This window comes from Phyllobacterium sp. RCAM01083 (genome assembly GCF_055685835.1).
The window spans coordinates 417,027-440,765 of the sequence record NZ_JBVFZN010000005.1 but is presented as its reverse complement, the minus strand read 5'-3'; the positions used below and the strand labels follow the sequence as shown (position 1 = coordinate 440,765).

Below are 23,739 nucleotides of genomic sequence, written 5' to 3'. Positions count from 1 at the left end.
ATCTGCTTTACTCATCACTGTCGTAGGAAACCTGCAATGGCGCGACTTGTTGGCCGAAATCGGGCTTTACCCCGAGAAACGATGCGGATCTGCGGATAATTTCCGCCACCATGGGTGCCGCGTTGAAGGCTGCGATACCGCTGCTCTGCCCTTCGGCAGGCTTTGGTTCGTCGATAATGGTCAAAACGACATATTCCGGTTTTTCGATCGGAAAGGCCGCCACGAAGGCGTTGAACCGCAGATCCTTGGCATAGCGGCCATTGACGACCTTGTCCGCCGTACCCGTCTTGCCGCCAACGCGGTAGCCCTTGACGTTGGCGTTGCGGCCCGAGCCGGTATCGCCGTTGAGCTTGTAGAGATAGCGCATGTCATCGCTGGTTTTCGGCTTGATGACCTGTTCGGCCATGGTCTGTGCCTGTTCCAGCGTACGCGGCAGGAAAGTCGGTTCGATCAGCCTGCCGCCATTGACCAGCGCCGCGGCGCCGACCGCCGTCTGCAGCGGTGTCGTGGCCATGCCGTGGCCGAAGGAGATCGTGATCGAATTCACCTTCTTCCACACTTTCGGCGAATAGGGCTTGGCGACCTCCGGCAGTTCCGTCTTCATCGGATCGAGCAGGCCGAGACGCGTCAGGAACGCCCGGTGATTTTCGATGCCCACCGCATCGGCTTCCCGTGCTGAGCCGATGTTGGAGGAGAAGACAAAAACTTCCGGCAGGGTCAGCACACGCGCTTTGCCGTGGAAATCGTGGATCGTCTGGCGGCCGATGGTGATCGGGCGTGTCGCATCATAGGTCGTGTTCAGCGTCGCCCCATGGTCGAGCGACATGGCGGTGGTGAAGCTCTTGATCGTCGAGCCCATCTCGTAGAGACCGGCGGACATGCGGTTGAGGTGGTCCTTGTCGAGCGCATTGAACGGGTTGTTCGGATCAAAATCCGGCGCCGAGGCCATGGCCATCACTTCGCCGGTATTGACGTTGAGAACAACGGCACCCGCCGCAATGGCGCGGTATTTCTGCATCGCATTGACCACGACGTCGCGCACCACGTGCTGGACGCGCAGATCGATCGACAGGCGCACCGGCGCCAGCGAACGGCCGTCGGCTAGGCCGACATCGCGCAGGTCCGACAGCCCCTGCGAGTCGATGTACTTCTCCATGCCGGCAATGCCCTGATTGTCGATATTGACGAGACCAAGGATATGCGACGCCGTTGGGCCACCGGGATAGAAGCGTGATTTCTCCGTGCGGAAGCCGATGCCGGGAATGCCGAGCGCCATGATCTGGCTCTTCTGCTGCGGTGTCAGGCCGCGCTTCAGCCAGGCAAAGCCTGCGCCGCTCTTCAGGCGGCTGTAGGTCTGTTCGAAGTTGAGATCCGGCAGGACGGTCGACAGCAGTTCATAGGCCTCATCGGGATCGATGATCTTGCGCGGCTCGGCATAGAGCGATGCGGTCTTGATATCGGTTGCCAGCACTTCGCCGTTGCGGTCGAGAATATCCGGACGCGAGGCCAGAACGGTGCCGGTCGGACCGTTATAGCCGGTGGTATCTTCCTGCATCCCGTAGAAAATCAGACGTCCGCTGATGACGCCATAAATGCCGATAAAGCAGATCATGGCCATCATCACGCGGTTGCGTGCGCGATTGCCCGTCTTCTTCTTGCGCGCATCCATTTCGAATGCCGGTGCCGTTCCGTTTTCCAGCTGCGCTGTTTTCCGCTTGATCCAGATGCCCATCTTAATGCGCAGCCCCCTTCGGTTTCGCGCCGGGGACGGCCGCAACGGTTGCCCTGCGCACGCTGCCGGTCTTGATCGTATCGGTCTTTTTCACGGCAGGCCCCGCATCGGCTTCGGTGATGAGGTTGGCGACGTCATCGATCTTTTCGGCGGCGGGCTTGGCTTTCGGAATCTCGTTGATGTTGGCGATCTGCTGCGCCTCGACCGGCTGCAGGTTGAGCTGGCCCTGGAAGGAGGCAACCAGCTTCTGCAGGCGGTTGGGCTGCGTCAGCAGGCTCCAGTCGGCCTTCAGGAGGTCAATCGTATCCTTCTCGTCGGCGATCATCCGCTGGATCTTGTGCACTTCCGTCATCTGCTTTTCAGCATCGTGCTTGATTTTATAGGTGATGCCGGCCGCTGCGATCATCAGCCCGATCAATATGATGTCGAAGGTGCGCAGCATGGATCAGCTCCTCGCCGTTTCATGAAAATGCGGAAGATTGGGCAGGCCGTAGATCGAATGATCTTCAGCCAGCGGCGGGTTTTCGGTGCGGATCGCAGCACGCAGCTTGGCCGAGCGCGCACGCGGATTGCTTTCCGTCTCCGCCTCGGTCGGCGCAACCACGCCCTTGCCGATGGGGGTGAAGCTTGCCAGACGCACCTGCACCTGCGGCAGATGGCGCGAACCGCCGCTCGAACCGGCGCGGTCGTTGAAGAAGCGCTTGACGATGCGGTCCTCGAGCGAATGGAAGGTCACGACAACCAGGCGGCCGCCCGGCTTGAGCGCCCGCTCGGCCGCATGCAGCGCGCGGACCAGTTCGCCCAGTTCGTCATTGACGAAAATGCGCAGCGCCTGAAACACGCGCGTCGCCGGATGGATCGGAATCTTCGGATTGCGCCCGACCAGCGCCTCGATGGCATTGGCCAGATCGCGGGTGCGGTGAAACGGCTCGGTGGTGCGGCGCTTTTCGATCATGCGCGCGATGCGGCCCGCATGGCGCTCCTCGCCGAGGAAATTGAAGATGCGGGCAAGATCGCCCGTCTTGAGGCGGTTGACCACGTCGGCGGCGCTTGGCCCTGAACTTGACATGCGCATGTCGAGCGGACCGTCCTTCTGGAAGGAAAAGCCGCGCTCGGCCTCGTCGATCTGCATGGAGGACACGCCGATGTCGAGCACGATGCCATCGGGAGCACCCAGCAATGCAACCTGATCCAGTGTCGAGAAAGTGCCCTGCACGAGCGTGAGGCGGCCCGCATGGGCCTTTTCCAGCGCCCGCCCGGCTTCGATGGCCGAGGGATCGCGGTCGATAGCCGTCACCGATGCGCCGGTATCGAGAATACGGCGGGTATAACCACCTGCACCGAACGTACCGTCGATAATCAATTGACCGGGACCAGGCTTCAGTGCGGCGATGACTTCATCGAGCAAGACGGGTATGTGGCGCGCTTCATCCTGACCGCCCGCACCCGCCATCACCTGTTTCCTGTCTGATTGTCCAGATTTTCCAGCCGCCGCCGCTCCATCAGGCGTTGACGTACCTTTGCCCGATGCGTTTCGAACTGCTCCGGCTGCCACATCTGAAAATGCGTGTTCGCCCCCGCAAAGGTCACATCGGTCGTGATGCCCGTATGCTCGCGCAGGAAATCCGTCACCGTGATCCGTCCATCCGCGTCCAGCTTGAGAAAGCCGCCATCCGCATGCAGGTAGAAAGACATATCGTCTGCCATTTCGGCGAAGGGATCCTCGCTCTCCAGCCGCTTGTCGAAGCGCGTCAGCAGATCCGGTCCGCCCGCATCGAGGGCAGGAAAATGCAGCGAACGCAGGGCGTACAGTTCCGTGTGGCCGGCCTGCTGGATGATCGAACGGAAATGCGCCGGTACGGAAACCCGTCCCTTCGCATCGATCCTGTTCGTTACATGTCCGAGGAACCGGTTCAAAACGCAACACCGCCGTTTCCGCCACGAAGGCCTGTTTCATTTCTACCCCTGCTCCACCCCTGGGAGCCCCATCAATAGCCGCGGAAGCATTGGCCGAACGGGCCGAATGCAAGCCCTGGCATGCCAAATCCAATGTCGGGAAACACCGTGTCGACTGAACGCTACTGATGAAACCAATCGATATCATGGGGCACTATGGGCGTCAATGGGATTAGAGAACACATGGTGGGAGCAAGCCTGCAATCAGACGCACTTCCGGCGATTCTGAATTTATGGCTCATTAAGCTTAATGAACGGTTAGGAAACCGGTTGGGCGGTATGATTGAAGCCTTTGCGGAGGCGTCGTGCGTGGTTCGACAAGCGCACCATGAGGGAAGTGATTTGGTGACAAGCCCAATCGGAAAGATCGCAGAACTTGGCTTCCTGCAATCCTCATCTTTCCTCATGGTGAGCTTGTCGAACCACGCACGATGCATCTGCAGTCGCGTGCAACCGTAAGAAGGATGAAGTGTCAGCTGGCCTGTAAGCCGGGTTCTGTATGGCCGGACTTGCATCCGGCGCGGCAGCCATTCATCTTGGACGGATGTTGCCATCCGCCTCCTGCAACCTACCCGGACGACTGACCGGAAACTGATCGCCAGGCTTTCGCCTGACACGCCGTCCCTATTCGGTTTTGCTCCCGGTGGGGTTTACCTTGCCGTTCCTGTTACCAGCAACGCGGTGGGCTCTTACCCCACCCTTTCACCCTTACCCCGTCATTCCTTGCGCCCAACCGGCAATGATCCGGCGCAACGAAAGACGGGGCGGTTTCCTTTCTGTGGCACTTTCCCTGGGGTCGCCCCCGCCGGACGTTATCCGGCACCGTGTTTCCCTGGAGCCCGGACTTTCCTCACATGCCGCCTTTCGGCTTCTGACATGCGCGGCTGCCCGGCCAGCTGACGAAGCGTATAAAAGGGTTTCGCAGCAAAAACGCAAATGAAAAAGGCCGGATTGGTTATCCGGCCCTCATCTTTGTAACGATCTCCAACGGTTTAGTTGGAAGCCATTTCCATCTTCACCTTGGCGCAGTAGTTGGCCGAGACCGGGTTCATGCGCGTTGCGCCATGGCCGGCATTGTAGCGCAGGATGGTACCGCAGGTCGTGCCGTTGCCGAGCTTGTGTGCCCCGGCCAGATATTTCATGCCCCAGCGGATATTGGTTTCGGGATTGTAGAGCGCCTGGCGGGTGCCGGTATAGCCAAGGCCGCGCGCCGTTTCGAGCTTGATCTGCATCAGGCCGATTTCGCCGGCGCTGCCAGTCATGTCGGCGCGGTAGTTGCTTTCCACCCGGACCACGGCATTGGCGAGGGAAGCCGGGACACCGTAGGACGCGGCGTAGGAATTGATGATCGTCGTATACTTCATCGATCCGGCGGCGGAGGGGATGCTGCCCGTCGTCATCGTGTCGACATTGGCGAGATTCCTGTGGCGCACCTTGGTTCTGAGCCGGACCTTGGTTTCGACAACCGGACGCTTGGATGACGCCAGGGTCTTCCTGCTGGCATGGGTCTTTACGACGCTCTTTTTACCCTTGCTTGCTGTCTGGGCAGTCTTGGCGGATTTCCCGCCTTCTTTATCCTTTTCCGCTGCGGCCCGCTTGGCCTTGAGGTAGTCCATCAGGTTTGTCGGCTCTGCCGGACTGCTGTATGCTGAATTTGCGCCAAAGAAGGCCGTCGCCCCAACAAGGGCGAGAATCATACCAAATTTTTTTGTCATCGTTTTCCGTCTAAATCGCTTGGGCAATACGAGCGCACTGCCGGACCCCGTTCCGCGCCAAAAATCTAAAAGGGCATTACCGGAACAATGTCCAAGGATGTGACGGTCCAATGCAGCCGAATATGGGTCGGCCAAATAACAAAGTGTAACACATTGAAATATATAGGTTGCAGTGCACAAATAAACGCCGGGAAAGCGTTTTTTTACAGAGAGTTAAGCATGAAGCGCGGGAAGTGCGGAAAGTACCCGATGCAGGGTTTCGATGGTTGACATGTCGGCGACTCCGTCGACTTTTTCCGGGCGAAAATGGCGCTGGAACGCTAAAATGCCTAATTCTGTCGACCGTCCGAACACACTGTCGATAGGCACATCATAGCCGTAGAGCGCCAGCATGCTCTGCAATGCCTCGACCGGCTGGCCCTGGTCGCCGAGGGAAAAGAAGCGTCCGCCGCGGATCGGTGATGGCTGTACCCAGTGCCCCACGCCGGAATTGTAGAGAACGGGCCACGGGAATTTTTCACCGGGATCGATCTTGCGCGCGGGCGCGATATCGGAGTGGGCAAGCACGTTTTCCGGGCGCATCTTGTGGCGCGACACGATCCCCTTGCACAGGTCGATCACCGCATCGATCTGCGCATCGCCGAAATCGGGGAAATTCAGCAGCGGTCCGCCATTGACGATCTCGATGCCGATGGAGCGGGAATTGATATCCGTCTCGCCCTTCCAGGAGCTTTGTCCGGCATGCCAGGCGCGCTGGCTTTCCGGCACGAGCTGAACGATGCGCCCGTCCTCGTGCACGACGTAGTGGGCGGAAACTTCGCTTTGCGGATTGGTCAGCCAGCCCTCGGCCGCCTCCCCGGTTTCCATGCCGGTATAATGCAGGACGAGATAGGACGGATGCTTGCCGTCCTTGCGCGGGCCAAAATTCGGTGAGGGATGCACTTCCGCGCGTAAATGGTCCGGTTTAAACGCGTTCATATGCCTTCAAATCTTTTTCGACTTTTTCCCAGGCCGCATTGATAGCGGCAATGCGCTGATTGGCAATAGCGACGAATTCCTCCGGCACGCCGCGGGCGATCAGCATGTCCGGATGATTTTCCCGCACCAGCGCCCTGTAGCGCTTGCGTGCGTCTTCGAAACTGACATCCCGCGCCAGACCGAGAACCACAAACGGGTCCGCCTGTCCCCGCCCGACATGCCGCGCCAGAATGCTGTCGAACTGCTCTTCATCGAGCGCGAAAATCTCGGCGACCGTGCCCAGGAAGATCAGTTCCTTGTCATGCAGCGAGCCGTCAGCCTTGGCGATGTGGAAAAGGCCATCGAGAATATCTTCCAGCATCTTGCAGTTCGGCTTGCCGGTGCCGCACAGGGAGGCCAGTTGCGCCGCATAGGTCTCGTAACCCGCCACATCCTGCTTGGCGAGATTGTAGAGCCGGGTCACCTGATCCTGGTAGCGGGGCGGAACATGGAAGATCTCGTGAAATGCCTTGACCTCGACTTCGGTGACGACACCGTCGGCCTTGGCCATTTTGGCCGAAAGCGCAATCATGGCGATGGAGAACGCGACACGCCTGCGGGTTTCGGGGTCTCCCTCGAAGGCCGTGCGCACGGCTTCGATGATGCTGGAGAAAGCATCGATGGCAGTGCTGGTAATGAAGTCGCTGATACGGCGCCAGATTGACATGGTACTGTTTTATTCAAATTCTTTCGCAATTGCGAGAGCCATCTGGAACAAGCCGGGCAGACCGGTTGCCGCACCTGTCAAAATGGAATGGCCGGCGCGAAGCCGGCCATTCTTATCGGGGATAGCGGCTCTTACTGAACGCCGAGCGTGTCCTTCATGACTTTTTCTGCAGCATCCGCAGCGGCCTTGATCTGGTCGGCCGTCTGGCCGGCAGCCTTGGCCGCATCTTCGGCAGCCTTGCGGGCGGTCGCGACAGCAGCCTGTTTCTGCTCAGCCGTCATGGTCGCAGCCTGCTCTTTCAGCTTCTTCAGAGTATCCGCCGCATTCATCGGCGCTGCTGGCGCTGCGGGTGTTGCCGGAGCCTGCGTTGTGGACGGCGTTGCCGGAGCGGCAGGCTTGGCCGGTGTTGCAGCAGGCTGTTCGGTCGCTGCCGGAGCCTTCTTTTCCTCTTCCTTCTTGCCGCAAGCGGTCAGTGCAAGAAGCGAAACCATACCAAGTGAAATAAGTAATTTGCTGTTCATGGGTATACCCTCTCCGTTTCAACCAAATACGTCCCTCACGCAGTTATCTTACCTCAATTGAGGCAAAGTTGGGTCTTGTTTTAAAGTTCGGTTAACTTTTCATCGGAGAGCAGCAAAACGGGCAGGAAACCCGGCGTTTCCGGCGGGTTGTGCCAAGCCTGTTCTTTTGCAAAACTTGCCCTATCCGATCCCACGCCACCAGAGTGCCCCGCATGTCCCCTTCCCCTTTGATTCGTGTCCTGACGGCGCACGATGCCGCCGCCTTCCAGGCCCTGCGCCTGCATGGCCTTCAGAGCACACCCGAAAGTTTCGGCTCGAGCTACGAGGATGAGGTCGGCCGCACGCCCGCCGAGATTGAGCGCATGCTCGACGGCAGGCCCAATGCCGTGTTCGGTGCCTTTGCCGGGACCGAACTGGTCGGCATGGCAGGCTTCGCGACGACGGCCAAGGTCAAACAGAAGCACAAGGGCCTCTTGTGGGGCGTTTTCGTTCATGCGGACTGGCGCGGCCACGATCTTGGCAGGAAGCTGACCCTGGCGGTCATCTGCCATGCCCGGGATCAGGTCGACACGCTGCACGCAACGGTCATGGCAGCCAACCTGCCCGCCCGCACACTCTATCTTGGATTGGGCTTCACGGTTTTCGGCTTGGAAAAGGATGCCCTGCGCATCGACGGCCAATCCTACGATGATGAATTGCTGCGGCTCGATTTGCGCTGACACCGCCGGCAAAAATCGTCACGCCATCTTGAAAATGAAACGGATTTGGTTTATGTCGCTAGATAATAATTAGCACACTACTTATTGTCTGGCTATGATATGACCCCGATGACGCCCCGCGATACCTATATTGACGAGCTTTCGAAAGTCAGCCGCAAGATCCGCACATTGTTCGATGCGCGGGTCAAGCAGCGCGGTCTTACCTTTGCGCGCGCCCGGACCATGATGCTGCTCGACCGCATGGAAATTCTCAGCCAGAAGGATCTGGCGGAGGAATTGGAAATCGAAACGCCCACTATGGTGCGGCTGCTCGACGGCCTGGAAAAGCAGGGCTTTATCGAACGGCGCTCCGTGGACGGCGACCGCCGTGCCAAGCAGATCGTCATGACACCGCTGGGTGCGGAACTGGCCAGCGAGGTCAGCCAGCTGGCGCAGGAACTGCGCGCAGAGTTTCTGAATGGCGTGGACGAGACGGCGCTTGTTGCCGGACTTGAGGTCATGCGTGCCATCAACCGCAACATCGGCGACATGGACAAGGATCAGAACGGATGATCCGCGAGGCAGAATTCGTCGGGTATGACCCGCTGAAGCTGCAACCGGAACCGCCGGAGGAAGCGGTGCTGCCCGCTGCAACGCCGCCAGCCCCACCGCCCGCCATCAGCCCTTACCGCTCCGCCATCTATATCGCCGCCTCGACGCTGCTCTCCCTCACGCAGGGGCTGGGCATGAACCTCATCGCCACCAATGTGGCGCAGATCCAGGGCTATCTCGGCGCAACCAATACCGAAACCACATGGCTGATCGCCGCCTACATGGCGCCGAATGTCAGCCTTTCCGTCGCACTGATCAAAATCCGCAACCAGTATGGCTTGCGCAACTTTGCCGAACTGAGCATTGCCGGTTTCGTTCTCGTCTCGCTGATGCACCTGTTCGTCACCGACCTGCAATCGGCCATCATCATCCGCTTTTTCGGCGGCGTTGCCGCATCGCCCATGTCGAGCCTCGCTTTCCTCTACATGCTGGAGGCCTTTCCGCCGGCGCGCAAACTCACCGTCGCCGTGTGCCTCGTCCTCACCAACATCTCGCTCGCCTCGCCGCTCGCCCGCCTGCTGTCGCCCACCCTTTTGGAATTCGGCCAATGGCAGGGTCTCTACATGTTCGAGATATCGCTTGCCTTCATCGCCTTCGCCACGATCTACCTGCTGCCGCTCACACCCGTGCCGCGCGCCAAAGTCATCGAAAAGCTCGACATCGTGAGCTATCTGCTGATTGCCATCGGCTTTGGCTGTACCGCCGTCGTGCTCGTGACCGGGCGCCTCTACTGGTGGGCGGAAGCGCCATGGCTCGGCATTCTTCTCGCCATTGCCGTCATCACGGTCACCACGGCGGTCGTCATCGAACTCAACCGGGAAAAGCCCCTGCTCGACATCCGCTGGATCGCCAGCCGGGAAATGCTGCATCTGGCGGGGACGATCCTGCTGTTCCGGCTGATCGTTTCCGAGCAATCCACCGTCGCCACCAATTTCTTCCAGAACCTGGGATTGCTGAACGAGCAGATCGCCGCGCTCTATGGGGTGATGATGGTGTCGATGATCGTGGCAGGCCTGTGCTGCGCCGCGGTGATGAAGCCGGAACGCGGCCCTGCCATCCATGCGGTGGCACTGGTCTTCCTGATCGTCGGTTCCTACATGGACAGCCAGGCGACAAACCTGACGCGCCCCGACAACATGTATCTGAGCCAGGCGCTGATCGCGGCGGCCACGGCTATATTCCTGCCGCCCGCCATGTCGGCCGGCCTCACCTCCGCCCTGAAACGGGGCCCGAGCTATATCCTCAATTTCATCATCGTGTTCCTGGCGACACAAAGCCTCGGCGGACTGCTCGGAAGCGCCGTCTTCGGCAGCTTCGTCACGATCCGCGAGAAATTCCACTCCAACGTGCTGGCGGAACATATCGTCCTGTCCGACCCGCTCGTCGCCCAGCGTGTCACGCAACTGGCGAACGGCTATGGCCGGGTCATCACCGACAAGGCACTGCTCAATGCCGAAGGGATCGCGCTCCTGTCGCTGCAGACGACGCGTGAAGCCAATATCCTTGCCTATAACGACGCATTCTTCCTCATTGCGGCGATCTCGTTCTTTGCCCTCGTCGCTCTTCTCACCCATGTCGGCTTTCGCTATGCCGCCGGAAAATTCATGGCTCCGCGCGTGACCGGCGAAATCGCCCAACCAAGTTCATAAGATCATGTCCCGATTGCTCCGCAACACCGCCACCCTCACCGCCATTCTTCTCGGCCTGCTCGGCCTCGTGCTGGTTCTCTATGCATGGCGGCTGCCGCCCTTCAACAGCAATGTCGAGATCACCGAGAATGCCTATGTCAAAGGCTACGTGACACTCATCAGCCCGCAGCTCAGCGGATATATCGTCGACGTGCCGGTACAGGACTATCAGCAGGTCAAGGAAGGACAACTGCTGGTGCGGATCGACGACCGCATCTATGCGCAGAAGCTCGAACAGGCCAAGGCGACACTGGCAAGCCAGCAGGCAGCCCTCAGCAACTCGACCCAGCTGGAACGGGCGGCGGAAGCGCGTATCGGTTCCAGCCAGGCACAGCTCGACAGTGCCAATTCGGGCCTGCGGCGCACGCAGGCCAACTGGGCCCGCATCGAACCGCTAGCCATCAAGGGCGTCATGACGAAGAGTGATGCCGATCAGGCCGAAACCGCACTGGAACAGGCGCAGTCGGCCGTCACCCAGGCGCAGGCAGCGCTGGAAGTTTCCAAGCAGGACCTGGAGACCATCAAGGTGAGCCGCGGCTCGCTGGAAGCCGCCGTCGGCGGGGCCGTGGCAGCCGTCAATCTCGCCGAGATCGACATGACCAACACAAAAGTCCTCGCCCCGCGCGACGGCACGGTGGGCGAAGTGGGTGCGAAACTCGGGCAGTACGTGACCGCAGGAACGCAGCTGATGGCCGTGGTGCCACCGGATGTCTGGATCATTGCCAACTTCAAGGAAACCCAGCTCAGCGACATCAGGATCGGCCAGCCCGTGACGTTCACGGTGGACGCACTGAACCGCAAGCGCCTGAACGGCCATGTCGAGCGCTTCGCGCCGGCCACCGGTTCGGAATTCAGCGTGCTCAAGCCCGACAATGCGACCGGCAATTTCACCAAGGTTGCCCAGCGCATTTCCGTGCGCATCTCCGTCGATTCCGGCCAGGACCTGGCGCAGTATCTGGCGCCCGGCATGTCGGTCGTGGTGCGAACCGAGCTGGAAAAATAGATTTGCGCCGTGTTTTTTTCCGATGCCACGGGGGTTTAGCCGCATAAGCTGAATCAATCCGGCAGGGATGTGATTCAAAACCGTCACGGCTTTGTTACATCGGAATGTTAGGCGGAGAGGAATTTCCAACAAAGGGGATTCGATCCGATGCCGTTTGCGAAACAGTCCGACAGCGCCACGGCGCCGCGGCATGAAAAAGTTCAGAACGCCGTACGCCAGAACAGGCTCCTGTCAAAAGCCGGACTTTCCGAACGGCTGTTTGCCCATGTCTTCAAGGGCCTCGTCTATCCCCAGATATGGGAAGACCCGGAGGTCGACATGGAGGCGCTGCAGATCCATTCCGGCCATCGGATCGTTACCATCGCGTCGGGCGGCTGCAATGCTATGTCGTACCTTACCGCCGATCCAGCCAGCGTCGAGGCGGTCGATCTGAACACGGCCCACGTGGCGTTCAATCGCCTGAAGCTCGCCGCCGTCACCCGCCTGCCCAACTACGATGCCTTCTACCGCTTCTACGGCACGGCGGACGACAAGGCGAACCTTGCCGCCTATGAACGCTTCATCCAGCCGCATCTCGACGGCACCAGCCGCGCCTATTGGGAAAAACGGATGCTGTCCGGCCGCCGGCGCATCACCATCTTTTCGCGTGACCTCTACCGGCATGGCCTGCTCGGGCTGTTCATCGGCATGGGTCACCGCGTTGCAAAACTCTATGGTATCGACCCCCGCGACATCCTCAAGGCTGCGACGATCGAAGAGCAACGCGCCTATTTCGACCGCGCCCTCGCCCCGCTTTTCGACAAGCGGATGGTGCGCTGGGCAACGAAGCGCAAATCCTCGCTGTTTGGCCTTGGCATCCCGCCGCAGCAATATGATGCACTGGCAACGGCAGGCGACGGCAACATGGCGCTGGTGCTGCGCCGCCGCCTGGAAAAACTCGCCTGCGGCTTCCCGCTGTCGGAAAACTATTTCGCCTGGCAGGCCTTCGGGCGCGGTTACAGCGACAATGCCGAAACCGGCCCGCTGCCGCCCTATCTATCGCGCAACAATTTCGAGAATGTGCGCGACCGCGCCGAGCGCATGAGCGTCGTCAACGCATCGTTGACGGAGTTCCTCGCGGCCAAGCCCGCAGGTTCCGTCGACCGCTTCATCCTGCTCGACGCGCAGGACTGGATGAACGACAAGCAGCTGAATGAACTCTGGCACGAAATCACCCGAACGGCCGCTGCCGGCGCGCGCGTCATTTTCCGCACCGCGGCCGAGCCGACCATCCTGCCGGGCCGCATCGATGACGCCCTGCTTGCGCGCTGGGATTACCGGGAGGAACAGTCTCTCGACCTGCATGCCCGCGACCGGTCGTCCATCTATGGCGGCTTCCATCTCTATCTGCTCAAGGATTGATGCCGATGTTTGCCAAGATCGAACATGGACCGCTGATGGATCGCGTCTACCGGCACCAGCGCCACTTCTATGACGCCACGCGCAAGTATTATCTGCTCGGACGCGATCCGATGATCGCAGGCCTGATGCCGCCGGCCAATGGCAGCATCCTGGAGATCGGCTGCGGCACCGGGCGCAATCTGGTCATGGCCGGAGCCGCCTATCCCACGACAAAGCTCTATGGCATCGACATTTCCAACGAAATGCTGACGACAGCCCGCAAGAAGGTGATGGCTGCCGGCCTGGGCGAGCGCACCGAACTTGCCTATGCCGATGCGGCGAAATTCGATCCGTCCGCCCTGTTCGGCCGCGCCCAGTTTGACCGGATTTTCATCTCCTATGCGGTGTCGATGATCCCGCAGTGGGAAAGCGTCATGCGCGAAGCGGTCAACCATCTGGCTCCCGGCGGCCAGCTGCACATTGTCGATTTCGGCGATCTCACGGACTTGCCCGGAGCCGCGAAAACCGCCCTCTACAAATGGCTCGAATGGTATCACGTCACGCCGCGCGACAACCTGTTCGAGGTTGCGCAGGACATCGCAGCCGCCACGGGCGCGCACGCCGAAGCGCAACGGCTCTATCGCGGCTTTGCTTGGATTTCGATCATCAGCCGCCCGGGCTGAGGCAATCATCCCGCCGTGCGTGGTTCGACAAGCTCACCATGAGGGAGATTGAGGATTGCAGGGAGCCATATTCTGCAACCTATCAGATTGGCATTGCCGCCAAACCACATCCCTCATGGTGAGCTTGTCGAACCACGCACAACAGGATTGTCCCCCTATTTGCAGAGATCGCCCTTGGCGACAACCGAGCTCGGTGCGGCGAGGCAGTAGAGTTTGGTGATATTGGAGGCCGTGCGCTCGCCGAGCGGATTAGGGTCCAGTTCATCGCCGCTTTGCGATTGCAGCAGCTCGCAATCGCTGCGCAGCAGGCACATGACCGGGATACGTGCCATCGCCGTCGCTGTCTTGAACATGCCGCGCCTGCCGTCCATGGCACCTGTATTGTGCACGCGATACCACTGGTGCGTGCGGGAAATGCGGTAGAATGAACGCGGGTTCGACAGGATGGCGAGCCGCGACAACAGGTCGTTGTCGGCGAAAAGATCGACAACCTGGCCATCGTAGGGCTCGGTCAGCCGGAAATTATTCGACACGAACGTCGAGTTGAAGGTAATTGCCGCCGTGCACGGAAACGCCGCGGCCATGTGCCGGGCCAGGCCGCCGCCCAGCTCATGTCCAACGGCGATATAGTCGATGGGCAAGCCGTCTGAATTCTTCTGCGCCTCCGCCCTGATCTTGGCAAACTCCTTGCGTGCGGTGCGATACTGATCCCATGGATTGATGATCTGGGTGAAATAGCTCAGCTCGCTGATGAACCCCGGAACGCCAGCCAGACCGTCGGCACCGCGGAACACGACCATGTAGGACATCCGGTCCGAACTGCGGCGGCGATACACTTCCGCGTAAAACCCGCCTGCCCTGGCGATGGGGTCGCCAAACGGCTCCCAGCCGAAATATTCGGTCTTCAGGTCGAAATGATGCCGTGCGATCGGCTTGTAAACGTTCGACGCATAGGCGGCGTAGACACCGAAATAATCCGAAATCAGCTCGTTGTTGTAGCCGGGATAACCGCGATAGTTCCTCCAGAAGCTCGGCACGGTGGGACGAACGCAGTGTTCCGCATGGCTGTTGCCGATCCCCAGCTCGGGCCGGTCGATCGTCACCCATGCAGCCATCGTCGCATTGGCAAGGCCAATGACGCAGATAATAAGTACAGCCCAGCCAATTTTCCTGATCATACGCTTCCCCGGACCGGTCAAATGGCCGTGCTGCCAGAACGTTTGCCGCCTGTTATATCAAACACGAAGATGTGACCCATCATACCCCGCAACTCTCATACAGATATCACATTGAAAAATCATGACAAAGGAAAGGCATACTACCATCAACCATAATCTCCGCCGGTCATGATCTGTTAAGCATAATGCCGCATGAGTGGAAAAATAAGGAATGCCCCTTCACGATTCGAGTACGGACCGCCATTGATGAAGCGACTTGCTGCTGGATTATTGACCCTTCTTCTCGCCGGTTGCACGACGGTCGACTACGATTTTTCCGATGCAAAGAAGCGAACCGCGCCTGCCCCGCTGCAACAGATCGCTGCGCCCGCGGGCAAGATCAATGCGCCGCGTTTCAACGACAGCAATCCGCACGACTGGAAAGGCAGAACGCCCTGGCACTACCCGGTGCACGGAACGGACGTCTCCAAATACCAATCGACCATCGATTGGGCGGCCGTGCGCGGCAATCGCATCTCGTTTGTTTTCATCAAGGCCACGGAAGGGGCGGACCGGGTCGATGACCGACTCGCCGACAACTGGCAGGCCGCACGCGCCGCGGGCATTCCGCGCGGCGCTTATCACTTCTATTATTTCTGCCGTACCGCCAAGGAACAGGCGCAGTGGTTCATCCGCAGCGTGCCGAACGATCCCGGAGCCCTGCCGCCGGTGCTCGACATGGAATGGAACGCCGCATCGCCGACCTGCAAGCTGCGCCCCAATGCCGCGGTGGTGCGCAGCGAAATGCGCGTCTTCATCGACATTCTCGAACGCCATTACGGCAAGCGGCCGATCATCTACACCACCGTCGACTTCTTCGACGACAACGACCTGCGGCAACTGGCCGGCTATCCGTTCTGGTTGCGCTCGGTTGCAGGTCATCCCGATGAAAAATACGGGCCGCATCCCTGGACGTTCTGGCAGTATACCGGAACCGGCTCCATCCCCGGCATTCGCGGCGATGCGGATATCAATGTGTTTGCCGGTGACGAAACCGCCTGGAAGCAGTGGCTTGTGCGCAACAAGGTGCGATAAAGTCACACCGGACCTCTTCTCGCAATTCTGTGACTTCACGAGGGGGACATAATCGTGCATTAGCAGGACAAGCTCGCGCGCCTGCTGGCGCCCCCTGTTACCAACGAGATTTCCCTGATGAACAAACTATCGATTGCTCTTGCCGCCGCACTCCTTTCTGCGACAAGTTCAGCTTATGCACTGGACCAGATCAACCACCAGCAACCGGCAGCTGTAAAACCTGCCTGTGGCGGCGAGATGGAACCCTGGTTCAACGGCCTTATCGCCGAAGCAAAAGCGGCAGGCGTGACCGACAAGGGCCTCGGCGAACTTCTCAAGGCATCGCTTGATGACAAGGTTCTGCAGCGCGACCGCGCCCAGGGCGTGTTCAGCCAGACCTTCCTGACATTCTCGACCCGCATGGTGTCGGATTACCGCCTCAAGCAGGGCGCAGCCAACCTGAAGAAATATGCCGACACCTTTGCCAGGGCAGAGTCCGAATATGGCGTGCCGGGCCCGGTGATTGCCGCATTCTGGGGGCTGGAAACCGATTTCGGTGCGGTGCAGGGCGATTTTGACACGCTGAACGCTCTGCTCACCCTCTCCTTCGATTGCCGCCGTCCGGAGTTGTTCCGGCCGCAGCTGATCGCCCTGCTCAAGCTGTTCGACAAGGGCGTGGTCGATTCCAAGACCACCGGCGCATGGGCGGGCGAGATCGGCCAGATGCAGATGCTGCCGACCGATTATCTGGAGCGCGGTGTCGATGGTGACGGGGACGGCAAGGTCGACCTCAAGAACAGCGCGCCGGACGCCATCATGACGGCGGCCCGCGTCCTGCACGATCTCGGCTGGCGCAAGGGCGAGCCCTGGCTGGAGGAAGTCAAGCTGACCCGGGATCTGCCCTGGGAAAACGCATTGCGGACAAACCGCCTCCCCCATTCCAAATGGGCCGAATGGGGTGTGATGGGCATGAAGGGACCGCTCGGTCCCGACAATGGCGATGCATCCCTCCTGCTGCCGATGGGCCGCAAAGGACCGGCATTCCTGTCCTACGCCAATTTCGACGTTTTCGTCGAATGGAACAAGTCCATCATCTACGCGACAACCGCGGCCTATTTCGCGGCGCGCCTTGCCGGTGCCGGTCCGCTTGAGCCGACCACGCCGGAGACGGGCCTCACGCAGGAACAGATGAAGGAACTGCAGACCAAGCTCGCCGCCCGCGGCCATGATATGGGCCCGAAGATTGACGGCGTGTTCGGCATCCTGACCCGCGATGCCGTGCGCGACGAACAGATGCGCCTCGGCCTGCCTGCTGACGCCTGGCCCACCCCGGAATTGCTCAGCAAGCTCTGAGAGAGCTAGGGTCAGGACCTATTGATCTGGTCGAAATGGTACGCGGCCATTTGTTTGGATACAAGGAGCAAAGGCGATGGGAATGTTTATCCATTCTCAAGTCCTTTGCGACGATGTAGCCGGGCAAATGGACCGTATCCTACGGACGCCGAAACGGCTGCAAGCTGCAGCGTCGAGCTGCTCGGTCGGGGGGAAGACCCCGCCCTTCGCATCTCTCCTCGCATCTTCTTGCCGTTTCAGGCGCCATTTCGATCATATTAATGGGTCCTGACCCTAGTCCCCCCGGTGTTCGGTGGGAGCCATTGTCTCAAGCGAAGCAAACCCTTCCGGCCGCTCGCCCTCGTCGAACGGTGTTTCCACCTCGACGAATGTATCAGGGTAGAAACCGTTGAAACGGGTGCGCAGCGACAGGGAATAGGCGCCGATATTGCCGATTTCGATCCAGTCGCCGGTGGCGACCGTCTCCGGCAGCCAGAATGGCCGTGACAGGATATCGACGGAATCGCAGGTTGCGCCGCAGACGCGGAACGGCACGATCTCCCGGACATTGCCACTGCGATGCTTGTGCGCGGGGTCGGGTATGAACCGCGCCGGCAGGGTGATCTTGCCGGTCCACGAATCCGACAGCGACGCCCAGATACCGTCATTGATGTAAAGCCGCCTGCCCTTGCGCAGGAGCACGCGCACGATCAGCGAGAAGGCGCGCGCCACGATCACCCGGCCCGGTTCCGCCACCAGCGGCAGATCGTCAAACCCCCATTCCTTGATGTCGCCGCGCAGGCGCGACATCAATTGCCCGAGCGACGGCATCTCCACATGCTTGCGCTTGGGATCATGGCCGTATTCGGCCGGGAAACCGCCGCCGACATCGAGCCCGGCCAGCGGCACGCCCGCACGGTTGCGCACCCAGTCGGCTGACCGCAGGGCGCGTTCATAGGTATCGGGATCCTCGATCTGGCTGCCGACATGGAAGCAGATGCCGACCTTGTAGCCGATCTTGTGCAGCCGCTGCAGAAGCTCGACCGCGTGGGCCGGTGTTGCACCGAATTTCTTGGACAGCTCGTAGGCCGCATGGCCCTTGGTCTGCAGCCGCACGTAAAGGGTGATACTGCCCGGATCGATATCGAGTGCACGCACGATGCGGGTTATCTTGGCGATCTCGTCCTCGTGGTCGACGGCAAGGGTGCGGATGCCGTAGGTTTCAAGCGCAAGACGGATATCCGACTGGGCCTTGATGGGATGCATGTAGAGCATATGCGCATTCGGGGCGACCTTGCGTACCGCGGCGAACTCGCCCGGCGATGCCACATCGAATGTGTTGATGCCGTTGCGCGCCAGCGTTTCCAGGACCAGATTTTCGCCATTGGTCTTGACCGCATAGGCAGTCTCGCCGGGAAACATCTGCATGAACTGGTGCGCGTCTTCGACCAGCACATCCGGCCGAAAGCAATAGACGGGTTGATCGGGCCGCAGGGTAAGTGCTGCATCGCGGGCCGTGGCGAATCGTTGCATCTTGATCTTCTGCTCCATGCATAACTCTTAGCAAGAGCAGATGACGGACGAAAGTCGCTTTCTCCATGCAAGAAACGGGTGGCAATTTGCCGGCGCGCGCCTAGAAATATCCGGTGCAGATCCGAATCGGGGGATTATCCGTGGCCGTAAACCAGACAACATCAGCCAATCCGCTTGCCATGACCGGTTTTGTCTGGCTGCAACTGCTGCTGCTGGGGGCCATATGGGGCGGTTCGTTCTTCTTCGCCAAAATCGCGGTGCACGTGATCCCGCCGCTGACGCTCGTGCTGTTTCGCGTCGCCATCGCCGCCGTTGCCCTGCACATCTATCTCCTGAGCCGCGGCATCCGGTTCTGGGACTATCGCCGGCACGCCCTCGGCTTTGCCGGACTGGGGCTCCTGAACAACGTCATTCCCTTTTCGCTGCTGTTCATCGGGCAGACGGCGCTCGGTGCCGGGCTGGAATCCATCCTCAACGCCACGACACCGATCTGGACGGTGATCATCGCCACATTCCTTACCGTCGATGAAAAGATCAGCGCCAACAAGATCGCCGGCATCCTTCTCGGCGTCTTCGGCACGGTGGTGATGATCGGGCCCGGCGTGCTCTCCGGGTTGGGCGGACCGCTGTGGGCGGAAATCGCCGTGCTCACCGCCACCCTCTCCTATGCCTTCGCCAGCATCCTCGCCAAGCGGTTCAAGGGCATTCCGCCAACGGTGACGGCAACCGGCCAGATGACGGCCTCGACGCTGATCATGATCCCCGTCGTGCTTCTCTCCGGCGGCATGCCGGATTTTGCCGCACCCGATCAGGGCGTCTGGGCGGCCGTGTTCAGCCTCGGCCTGCTCTCCACCGCCTTCGCCTACATCCTGTTCTTTTCCATCGTCCGGGCCGGCGGCGCCACCAATGCCTCGCTGGTCACGCTGGTGGTTCCCGTCAGCGCGATCCTGCTTGGAACAGTTTTTCTCGGGGAGGAACTGGGTTTGAAGGATTTTGCCGGCATGGCGCTCATCGCCCTTGGCCTTCTGACCATTGACGGCAGGCTGCTTGCAGCGTTGCAAAAACCGCGAAAAAGATAGAGTTTTCAACAAATCCTAACGGGCACGGCTTGGCATTTCCCGGTCGGGATTGCGGCGCAACTGTGTCATAAATCGGCGGGAAAACACGCGCGTCGCGTTTTGGTGCAATGCAAAAATAAACCAAATTCCCGGTCATTTTATCGTGAATTGACGATTTTTCATTCCCGTAAATGTGTTTCATTTCAGAAACTTACCATTGCAGAGCAAAAAATTTCTACAGATCATGTCACACCGCGGTAACATTTCCGCTTTTTCTGTGGCAATTTTCCGCTATGCTAAGACGGTTAACTGCAGGAGACAAACAATGGGACTTACGCGTTCGATGAACGTCCTCATGATCTGTGCAGCGTTCGCATTTATCGGTGCAATGGTCGTAGGACTCATACCCTGATTGAAAAAAAGAGCGCCGTGGAGATGGTCTCTGACCGGAGAGCAACAACTGCTCAAAGGGCACCAGTTCTGTTTCTCGGATGGCGAGACAATCCACTAGGAAGGTAGCAAGACCGATGTTTTTCCATCGGACGAAGCTGCCTGACAAAGTGGTTGTCCGCCAGCCGGAAACCCGAAGGGCCGAGTGAATTTGGCCCAATTCCATCGGGCTTTGGCGTCGCCCGATGGAAAGACATCGGTCTCGCCACCCCCCTCGACCTTGAACCAAATTCCCTTCGGCAGAACGGTGCCATTTGGGCATTTGTTGCTCTAAGAAGGTGACAGACAAATTTGGATGGCCCGGTTGCAGCAACCGGGCCATTTCCAATTCAACATTGGAGCGCGATATCAGGCGGCGCCGGCCAATGCCGGTTCCAGCGGCGCACTGGCAGGGCGGATGCCGATGAGATGGCAGATGGCGAAGGCAAGGTCGGCCCGGTTCATCGTGTAGAAATGGAAATCCTGAATGCCGCGCTCGACCAGATCGAGAACCTGCTCGGCAGCCACAGCCGATGAAACCAGCGCATGGGTCTGCGGATCGTTTTCCAGCCCCTCGAATCGCTCGGCCAGCCATGCCGGAATATGGGTCCCGGCCTTCGAGCAGAAATTGGTGACCTGCGTGAAATTATGGATCGGCAGGATGCCCGGCAGGATCGGAATATAGATACCGGCGCGACGGACCTTTTCGACATAACGCTCGTAGAGATCGTTCTCGAAGAAGAACTGCGTGATCGCCCGCGTCGCGCCATTGTCGACCTTGCGCTTGAGCATGTCGATATCGGTGGCGAAATCCGGGCTTTCCGGATGCTTTTCCGGATAGGCGGAAACGGAAATGTCGAAATCGGCAAAGGCCTTCAGCCCGGCGACGAGATCGGCACCGTTTTCATAACCGCCGGGTGTCGGCTTGTAGTGGGCACCGACGCCGCCGGCCGGATCGCCGCGCAGGGCAACGAAGCGTTTCACGCCCATGGCCGCAAATTCGCGCACCACGGTATCAACCTCTTCCTTCGTCGCATCGACGCAGGTCAGGTGCGCGGCGGCGTTCACGTCCGTTTCGGTCAGGATGCGCTTGATCGTGCGGGCCGTGCGCTCGCGGGTGGAACCGCCGGCGCCGTAGGTTACCGACACGAATTCGGGATTGAGCGGCGCAAGACGCGTCACGGTTTCCCACAGGCGCTCTTCCATCACCTCGGTCTTCGGCGGGAAGAATTCAAAGGAAACCTTGATATTGGTTCCAAGGTCGGCACGGCGGGATTGGCGGAAAAAGCTCATCAGACACTCTCCGTTACGCGGGAGGTTAAAGCGGGATCAGCGATCAGCAGGCGTGGGTCGCGTGCCAACCACAGTTTGACGGTCAGTTTGTCTTTGTCTTTTGGTTCGAGTTCGATGCTGTTTTCCAGCGCCAGCCCGGCCTCGGTCAGCCAGTCACGCATCTGGTTGTCGTTGAAGCCAAGCCGTATATGCGCATGGCTGTCCCGCAGGAATTCAAGATCGTGCGGGGCGAAATCGACGATCAGCATGCGCCCGCCCGCACGCAAGGCGCGTGCGGCCTCGCGAATGGCCTCGGCAGGATTGTCGAGGAAGTGCAGCACCTGATGAACGGTCACCAGATCGAAGGACTCCCGGTCAACCGGCAGCGAATAGACATCGCCCTGGCGGACCTGCGCATTGGTGATGCCCGACCGGTCAAGATTGGAGCGGGCAATGGTCAGCATGTCGCGATTGATATCGATGCCGACACCGCGCACGTAAAGCGGGGCAAACAGTTCAAGAAGACGGCCGGTGCCGGTGCCCACGTCAAGCATCGCCTGGAACGGCGTGCGCCCGATGATCTTCGTCAGCGCGGCTTCCACCGCGCCATCCGGCACATGCAGCGAACGGATAGCGTCCCAGCTGGTGGCATTGGCACTGAAATAGGCGGCGGCCCGCTCACGGCGCTGCAGCTTCACCGAGCCGAGCCGCTCGATATCACGCTCCAGCAATGGATCGGACACATCAAGACGATCAAGCAGGATTCGGGCGATATCGCCAACCACCAGGGATTCAGCGAGGCGGAAATAGGCCCAGGACCCCTCCTGATAACGGTTGATCAGATTGGCTTCGAACAGCAGCTTGAGATGGCGGGAGACGCGCGGCTGCGACTGCCCGAGGATGGAGGTCAGATCGGAAACCGTCAGATCCCCCCGGGACAACAGCGCCAGAATGCGCAGGCGGCTGGGTTCCGCCGCTGCTTTCAGCGTATCGACCATCAGGTCAAGATTGAGATCACGTTTGTCCATCAAGGTATCCTCAAAAGATATAAAGATATGTTTATGTGAGAAATACAGATTTGGCAAGTTTTGTTTTTCCGTTGACGGCAAATTTTGTCGCGTCTGAAATAGGCTGGTATATCGATCAGCGAATCGGCGGGAAGACAGTGCAATGAGTTCAGGAACCAACCGCCAAAGGGCCATCGGCAAGGCGCTGACGCTGCTTTTGCCGGCCGTGCCCTATTCGGATTCCGAGCCCATACGCGCTGCCGCCACGGCACCGCACATGAAAAGCCTGCCGCCACCCATTGCGGTGTGGCTGGCCACGGTCGCCCATGTCCGCCATCTGCACACGGACTACGATGCGCTGCGCGACGAGGGCTATGACAAGGAGTCGGCCCGCTTCTTCGTGCTCGAGGCGATCAACCGGAAATTGACGGAATGGCGGGCGACGCGGCTGCTGGATCCGGACGAGGACGATCCGAGCTGACTTCGGCGCCGGCATTCCACTGATCTTCATAGATGAGCTGGTCCAGCGGCAGCCGTTCGCGCCAGCCGCGCTTTTGCAGCTCCGGCTGATCGTAGAGCTGGTCGACATAGCCGATGCAGAGATAGGCGATGATCTCGACATGATCGGGGATGGCCAGAATGCGGCGCATGTCCCGGTCGTGGTAGATGCTGACCCAGCCGACGCCGATGCCTTCCGCCCGCGCCGCCAGCCACAGGTTCTGCACGGCACAGACGGTGCTGTAGACATCCATCTGCCGGTTATGGGTGCGCCCCAGAACGACATCGCCGCCGCGTGTCCGGTCGCAGGTGATGCACAGATTGACCGGCGCCTTCACGATGCCCTCAAGCTTCAGCGACGCGTAGAGCGCCTGGCGCTCGTCGGTGAACATGGCCTTTGCTTCGGCATTGGCGCGGGTAAAGGCCTGATGCACCTCGGCCTTGCGTGCCGCATCGCGGATGAGAATGAAATTCCACGGCTGCATGAACCCCACCGACGGCGCGTGATGGGCGGCATCGAGCAGCCGCAGCAGCACATCGTCGTCGACGGGCCTTGGCAGGAACTGGTCGCGCACATCGCGGCGGGTATGGATGGCTTTGTAGACGGCGGCGCGCTCGTCCGCGGAAAAATCGGCGGCGGCCACGGGACCACAGGCAGAGTCGTGCATCGTTTGCTCCCAACAATGCGAGGGCCAGATTGCCCTGAC

Annotated in this window: 23 protein-coding genes and 1 other RNA gene; 10 read left to right on the top strand and 14 right to left on the bottom strand. The window is 59.9% G+C overall.

Features of this window, described 5'->3' with window-relative positions:
• Nucleotides 1–7: 7 nt before the first annotated feature.
• The 9 genes from ACZ25R_RS08815 to ACZ25R_RS08775 all read right to left on the bottom strand — a co-directional run bounded on the left by ACZ25R_RS08815 (nt 8) and on the right by ACZ25R_RS08775 (nt 7,608).
• The gene (locus tag ACZ25R_RS08815) at nt 8–1,669 is read right to left on the bottom strand and encodes a peptidoglycan D,D-transpeptidase FtsI family protein (protein ID WP_288192470.1); all 1,662 of its coding nucleotides are present in this window, start codon (nt 1,667–1,669) and stop codon (nt 8–10) included.
• 64 nt (nt 1,670–1,733) lie between these two features.
• Nucleotides 1,734–2,174: a cell division protein FtsL gene (ftsL, locus tag ACZ25R_RS08810; protein WP_288192400.1), complete on the bottom strand. Its 441-nt coding sequence runs from the start codon at nt 2,172–2,174 to the stop codon at nt 1,734–1,736.
• A 3-nt stretch (nt 2,175–2,177) separates the two neighbouring features.
• The gene (rsmH, locus tag ACZ25R_RS08805; protein WP_403176967.1) at nt 2,178–3,185 is read right to left on the bottom strand and encodes a 16S rRNA (cytosine(1402)-N(4))-methyltransferase RsmH; all 1,008 of its coding nucleotides are present in this window, start codon (nt 3,183–3,185) and stop codon (nt 2,178–2,180) included.
• A complete protein-coding gene (gene mraZ, locus ACZ25R_RS08800; RefSeq protein WP_463012101.1) occupies nt 3,185–3,649 on the bottom strand; it encodes a division/cell wall cluster transcriptional repressor MraZ in 465 nt (154 codons plus the stop codon). The genes rsmH and mraZ overlap by 1 nt, the downstream gene beginning before the upstream one ends.
• 507 nt (nt 3,650–4,156) lie before the next feature.
• An RNA gene (gene rnpB / locus ACZ25R_RS08795) (RNase P RNA component class A) lies at nt 4,157–4,588 on the bottom strand.
• A 92-nt stretch (nt 4,589–4,680) separates the two neighbouring features.
• Entirely contained in the window at nt 4,681–5,403 is a 723-nt protein-coding gene (locus ACZ25R_RS08790) for a lytic transglycosylase domain-containing protein (RefSeq protein ID WP_472460741.1), read from the bottom strand.
• Nucleotides 5,404–5,616: 213 nt separating this feature from the next.
• Nucleotides 5,617–6,381, bottom strand: coding sequence for an N-acetylmuramoyl-L-alanine amidase (locus tag ACZ25R_RS08785; protein WP_464661240.1), 765 nt, complete (start codon nt 6,379–6,381; stop codon nt 5,617–5,619).
• Complete coding sequence (locus ACZ25R_RS08780) at nt 6,368–7,087, bottom strand: J domain-containing protein (protein WP_223612722.1); 720 nt, start codon at nt 7,085–7,087, stop codon at nt 6,368–6,370. Before ACZ25R_RS08780 ends, ACZ25R_RS08785 begins: the two co-directional genes overlap by 14 nt.
• Before the next feature lie 131 nt (nt 7,088–7,218).
• Nucleotides 7,219–7,608: a hypothetical protein gene (locus tag ACZ25R_RS08775; protein ID WP_288192394.1), complete on the bottom strand. Its 390-nt coding sequence runs from the start codon at nt 7,606–7,608 to the stop codon at nt 7,219–7,221.
• Between the two features lie 212 nt (nt 7,609–7,820).
• Here ACZ25R_RS08775 and ACZ25R_RS08770 point away from each other — a divergent pair, with 212 nt between their 5' ends.
• The 6 genes from ACZ25R_RS08770 (at nt 7,821) to ACZ25R_RS08745 (ending at nt 13,672) form a co-directional block, all read left to right on the top strand.
• Nucleotides 7,821–8,327, top strand: coding sequence for a GNAT family N-acetyltransferase (locus ACZ25R_RS08770; RefSeq protein ID WP_472460740.1), 507 nt, complete (start codon nt 7,821–7,823; stop codon nt 8,325–8,327).
• Between the two features lie 108 nt (nt 8,328–8,435).
• Nucleotides 8,436–8,879: a MarR family winged helix-turn-helix transcriptional regulator gene (locus ACZ25R_RS08765; protein ID WP_223612719.1), complete on the top strand. Its 444-nt coding sequence runs from the start codon at nt 8,436–8,438 to the stop codon at nt 8,877–8,879.
• Nucleotides 8,876–10,567, top strand: coding sequence for an MFS transporter (locus tag ACZ25R_RS08760; protein ID WP_472460739.1), 1,692 nt, complete (start codon nt 8,876–8,878; stop codon nt 10,565–10,567). The genes ACZ25R_RS08765 and ACZ25R_RS08760 overlap by 4 nt, the downstream gene beginning before the upstream one ends.
• A 4-nt stretch (nt 10,568–10,571) precedes the next feature.
• Nucleotides 10,572–11,609, top strand: coding sequence for an HlyD family secretion protein (locus tag ACZ25R_RS08755; protein WP_472460738.1), 1,038 nt, complete (start codon nt 10,572–10,574; stop codon nt 11,607–11,609).
• A 147-nt stretch (nt 11,610–11,756) separates the two neighbouring features.
• Complete coding sequence (locus ACZ25R_RS08750; RefSeq protein ID WP_472460737.1) at nt 11,757–13,010, top strand: BtaA family protein; 1,254 nt, start codon at nt 11,757–11,759, stop codon at nt 13,008–13,010.
• Between the two features lie 5 nt (nt 13,011–13,015).
• Complete coding sequence (locus ACZ25R_RS08745) at nt 13,016–13,672, top strand: class I SAM-dependent methyltransferase (RefSeq protein WP_472460736.1); 657 nt, start codon at nt 13,016–13,018, stop codon at nt 13,670–13,672.
• Between the two features lie 155 nt (nt 13,673–13,827).
• Here the strand turns inward: ACZ25R_RS08745 and ACZ25R_RS08740 are convergent, their stop codons facing one another.
• Nucleotides 13,828–14,850: a Tle-like phospholipase domain-containing protein gene (locus ACZ25R_RS08740; RefSeq protein ID WP_472460735.1), complete on the bottom strand. Its 1,023-nt coding sequence runs from the start codon at nt 14,848–14,850 to the stop codon at nt 13,828–13,830.
• Between the two features lie 246 nt (nt 14,851–15,096).
• Here ACZ25R_RS08740 and ACZ25R_RS08735 point away from each other — a divergent pair, with 246 nt between their 5' ends.
• Together ACZ25R_RS08735 and ACZ25R_RS08730 are read left to right on the top strand one after the other, a co-directional pair.
• On the top strand, nt 15,097–15,924 hold the full coding sequence (locus tag ACZ25R_RS08735) for a glycoside hydrolase family 25 protein (RefSeq protein ID WP_472460734.1): 828 nt from the start codon (nt 15,097–15,099) through the stop codon (nt 15,922–15,924).
• Nucleotides 15,925–16,161: 237 nt separating this feature from the next.
• A complete protein-coding gene (locus ACZ25R_RS08730; RefSeq protein WP_403177755.1) occupies nt 16,162–17,256 on the top strand; it encodes a lytic murein transglycosylase in 1,095 nt (364 codons plus the stop codon).
• A 273-nt stretch (nt 17,257–17,529) separates the two neighbouring features.
• On the opposite strand, the gene ACZ25R_RS08725 is transcribed toward ACZ25R_RS08730, so the two are convergent.
• Nucleotides 17,530–18,768, bottom strand: a complete 1,239-nt coding sequence (locus ACZ25R_RS08725; RefSeq protein WP_472462459.1) for an alanine racemase — start codon at nt 18,766–18,768, stop codon at nt 17,530–17,532.
• Nucleotides 18,769–18,947: 179 nt separating this feature from the next.
• On the opposite strand from ACZ25R_RS08725, the gene ACZ25R_RS08720 reads away from it, so the two are divergent.
• Entirely contained in the window at nt 18,948–19,847 is a 900-nt protein-coding gene (locus ACZ25R_RS08720; protein ID WP_472462458.1) for a DMT family transporter, read from the top strand.
• 777 nt (nt 19,848–20,624) lie between these two features.
• Here ACZ25R_RS08720 and metF read toward each other — a convergent pair.
• Nucleotides 20,625–21,548 carry a methylenetetrahydrofolate reductase [NAD(P)H] gene (gene metF, locus ACZ25R_RS08715; RefSeq protein ID WP_346306672.1) on the bottom strand — a complete coding sequence of 308 codons (924 nt, stop codon included), beginning with the start codon at nt 21,546–21,548 and terminating at the stop codon, nt 20,625–20,627.
• Nucleotides 21,548–22,555 (bottom strand): ArsR/SmtB family transcription factor, encoded by a 1,008-nt coding sequence (locus tag ACZ25R_RS08710; protein ID WP_223612709.1) that lies wholly within the window; start codon nt 22,553–22,555, stop codon nt 21,548–21,550. The genes metF and ACZ25R_RS08710 overlap by 1 nt, the downstream gene beginning before the upstream one ends.
• A gap of 142 nt (nt 22,556–22,697) precedes the next feature.
• Here ACZ25R_RS08710 and ACZ25R_RS08705 point away from each other — a divergent pair, with 142 nt between their 5' ends.
• Nucleotides 22,698–23,015: a DUF2293 domain-containing protein gene (locus tag ACZ25R_RS08705; protein WP_472460733.1), complete on the top strand. Its 318-nt coding sequence runs from the start codon at nt 22,698–22,700 to the stop codon at nt 23,013–23,015.
• On the opposite strand, the gene bluB is transcribed toward ACZ25R_RS08705, so the two are convergent.
• Nucleotides 22,948–23,700, bottom strand: coding sequence for a 5,6-dimethylbenzimidazole synthase (bluB, locus tag ACZ25R_RS08700; protein WP_472460732.1), 753 nt, complete (start codon nt 23,698–23,700; stop codon nt 22,948–22,950). The two genes, ACZ25R_RS08705 and bluB, sit on opposite strands and share 68 nt — an antisense overlap.
• Nucleotides 23,701–23,739 lie beyond the last annotated feature (39 nt).

Coding starts and splice junctions, on each gene's coding strand:
- ACZ25R_RS08815 (WP_288192470.1), bottom strand. CDS start 1,669: ATGGATGCGCGCAAGAAGAAGACGGGCAATCGCGCACGCAACCGCGTG.
- ftsL (WP_288192400.1), bottom strand. CDS start 2,174: ATGCTGCGCACCTTCGACATCATATTGATCGGGCTGATGATCGCAGCG.
- rsmH (WP_403176967.1), bottom strand. CDS start 3,185: ATGGCGGGTGCGGGCGGTCAGGATGAAGCGCGCCACATACCCGTCTTG.
- ACZ25R_RS08790 (WP_472460741.1), bottom strand. CDS start 5,403: ATGACAAAAAAATTTGGTATGATTCTCGCCCTTGTTGGGGCGACGGCC.
- ACZ25R_RS08785 (WP_464661240.1), bottom strand. CDS start 6,381: ATGAACGCGTTTAAACCGGACCATTTACGCGCGGAAGTGCATCCCTCA.
- ACZ25R_RS08780 (WP_223612722.1), bottom strand. CDS start 7,087: ATGTCAATCTGGCGCCGTATCAGCGACTTCATTACCAGCACTGCCATC.
- ACZ25R_RS08775 (WP_288192394.1), bottom strand. CDS start 7,608: ATGAACAGCAAATTACTTATTTCACTTGGTATGGTTTCGCTTCTTGCA.
- ACZ25R_RS08770 (WP_472460740.1), top strand. CDS start 7,821: ATGTCCCCTTCCCCTTTGATTCGTGTCCTGACGGCGCACGATGCCGCC.
- ACZ25R_RS08765 (WP_223612719.1), top strand. CDS start 8,436: ATGACGCCCCGCGATACCTATATTGACGAGCTTTCGAAAGTCAGCCGC.
- ACZ25R_RS08760 (WP_472460739.1), top strand. CDS start 8,876: ATGATCCGCGAGGCAGAATTCGTCGGGTATGACCCGCTGAAGCTGCAA.
- ACZ25R_RS08755 (WP_472460738.1), top strand. CDS start 10,572: ATGTCCCGATTGCTCCGCAACACCGCCACCCTCACCGCCATTCTTCTC.
- ACZ25R_RS08750 (WP_472460737.1), top strand. CDS start 11,757: ATGCCGTTTGCGAAACAGTCCGACAGCGCCACGGCGCCGCGGCATGAA.
- ACZ25R_RS08745 (WP_472460736.1), top strand. CDS start 13,016: ATGTTTGCCAAGATCGAACATGGACCGCTGATGGATCGCGTCTACCGG.
- ACZ25R_RS08740 (WP_472460735.1), bottom strand. CDS start 14,850: ATGATCAGGAAAATTGGCTGGGCTGTACTTATTATCTGCGTCATTGGC.
- ACZ25R_RS08735 (WP_472460734.1), top strand. CDS start 15,097: ATGAAGCGACTTGCTGCTGGATTATTGACCCTTCTTCTCGCCGGTTGC.
- ACZ25R_RS08730 (WP_403177755.1), top strand. CDS start 16,162: ATGGAACCCTGGTTCAACGGCCTTATCGCCGAAGCAAAAGCGGCAGGC.
- ACZ25R_RS08725 (WP_472462459.1), bottom strand. CDS start 18,768: ATGCAACGATTCGCCACGGCCCGCGATGCAGCACTTACCCTGCGGCCC.
- ACZ25R_RS08720 (WP_472462458.1), top strand. CDS start 18,948: ATGACCGGTTTTGTCTGGCTGCAACTGCTGCTGCTGGGGGCCATATGG.
- metF (WP_346306672.1), bottom strand. CDS start 21,548: ATGAGCTTTTTCCGCCAATCCCGCCGTGCCGACCTTGGAACCAATATC.
- ACZ25R_RS08710 (WP_223612709.1), bottom strand. CDS start 22,555: ATGGACAAACGTGATCTCAATCTTGACCTGATGGTCGATACGCTGAAA.
- ACZ25R_RS08705 (WP_472460733.1), top strand. CDS start 22,698: ATGAGTTCAGGAACCAACCGCCAAAGGGCCATCGGCAAGGCGCTGACG.
- bluB (WP_472460732.1), bottom strand. CDS start 23,700: ATGCACGACTCTGCCTGTGGTCCCGTGGCCGCCGCCGATTTTTCCGCG.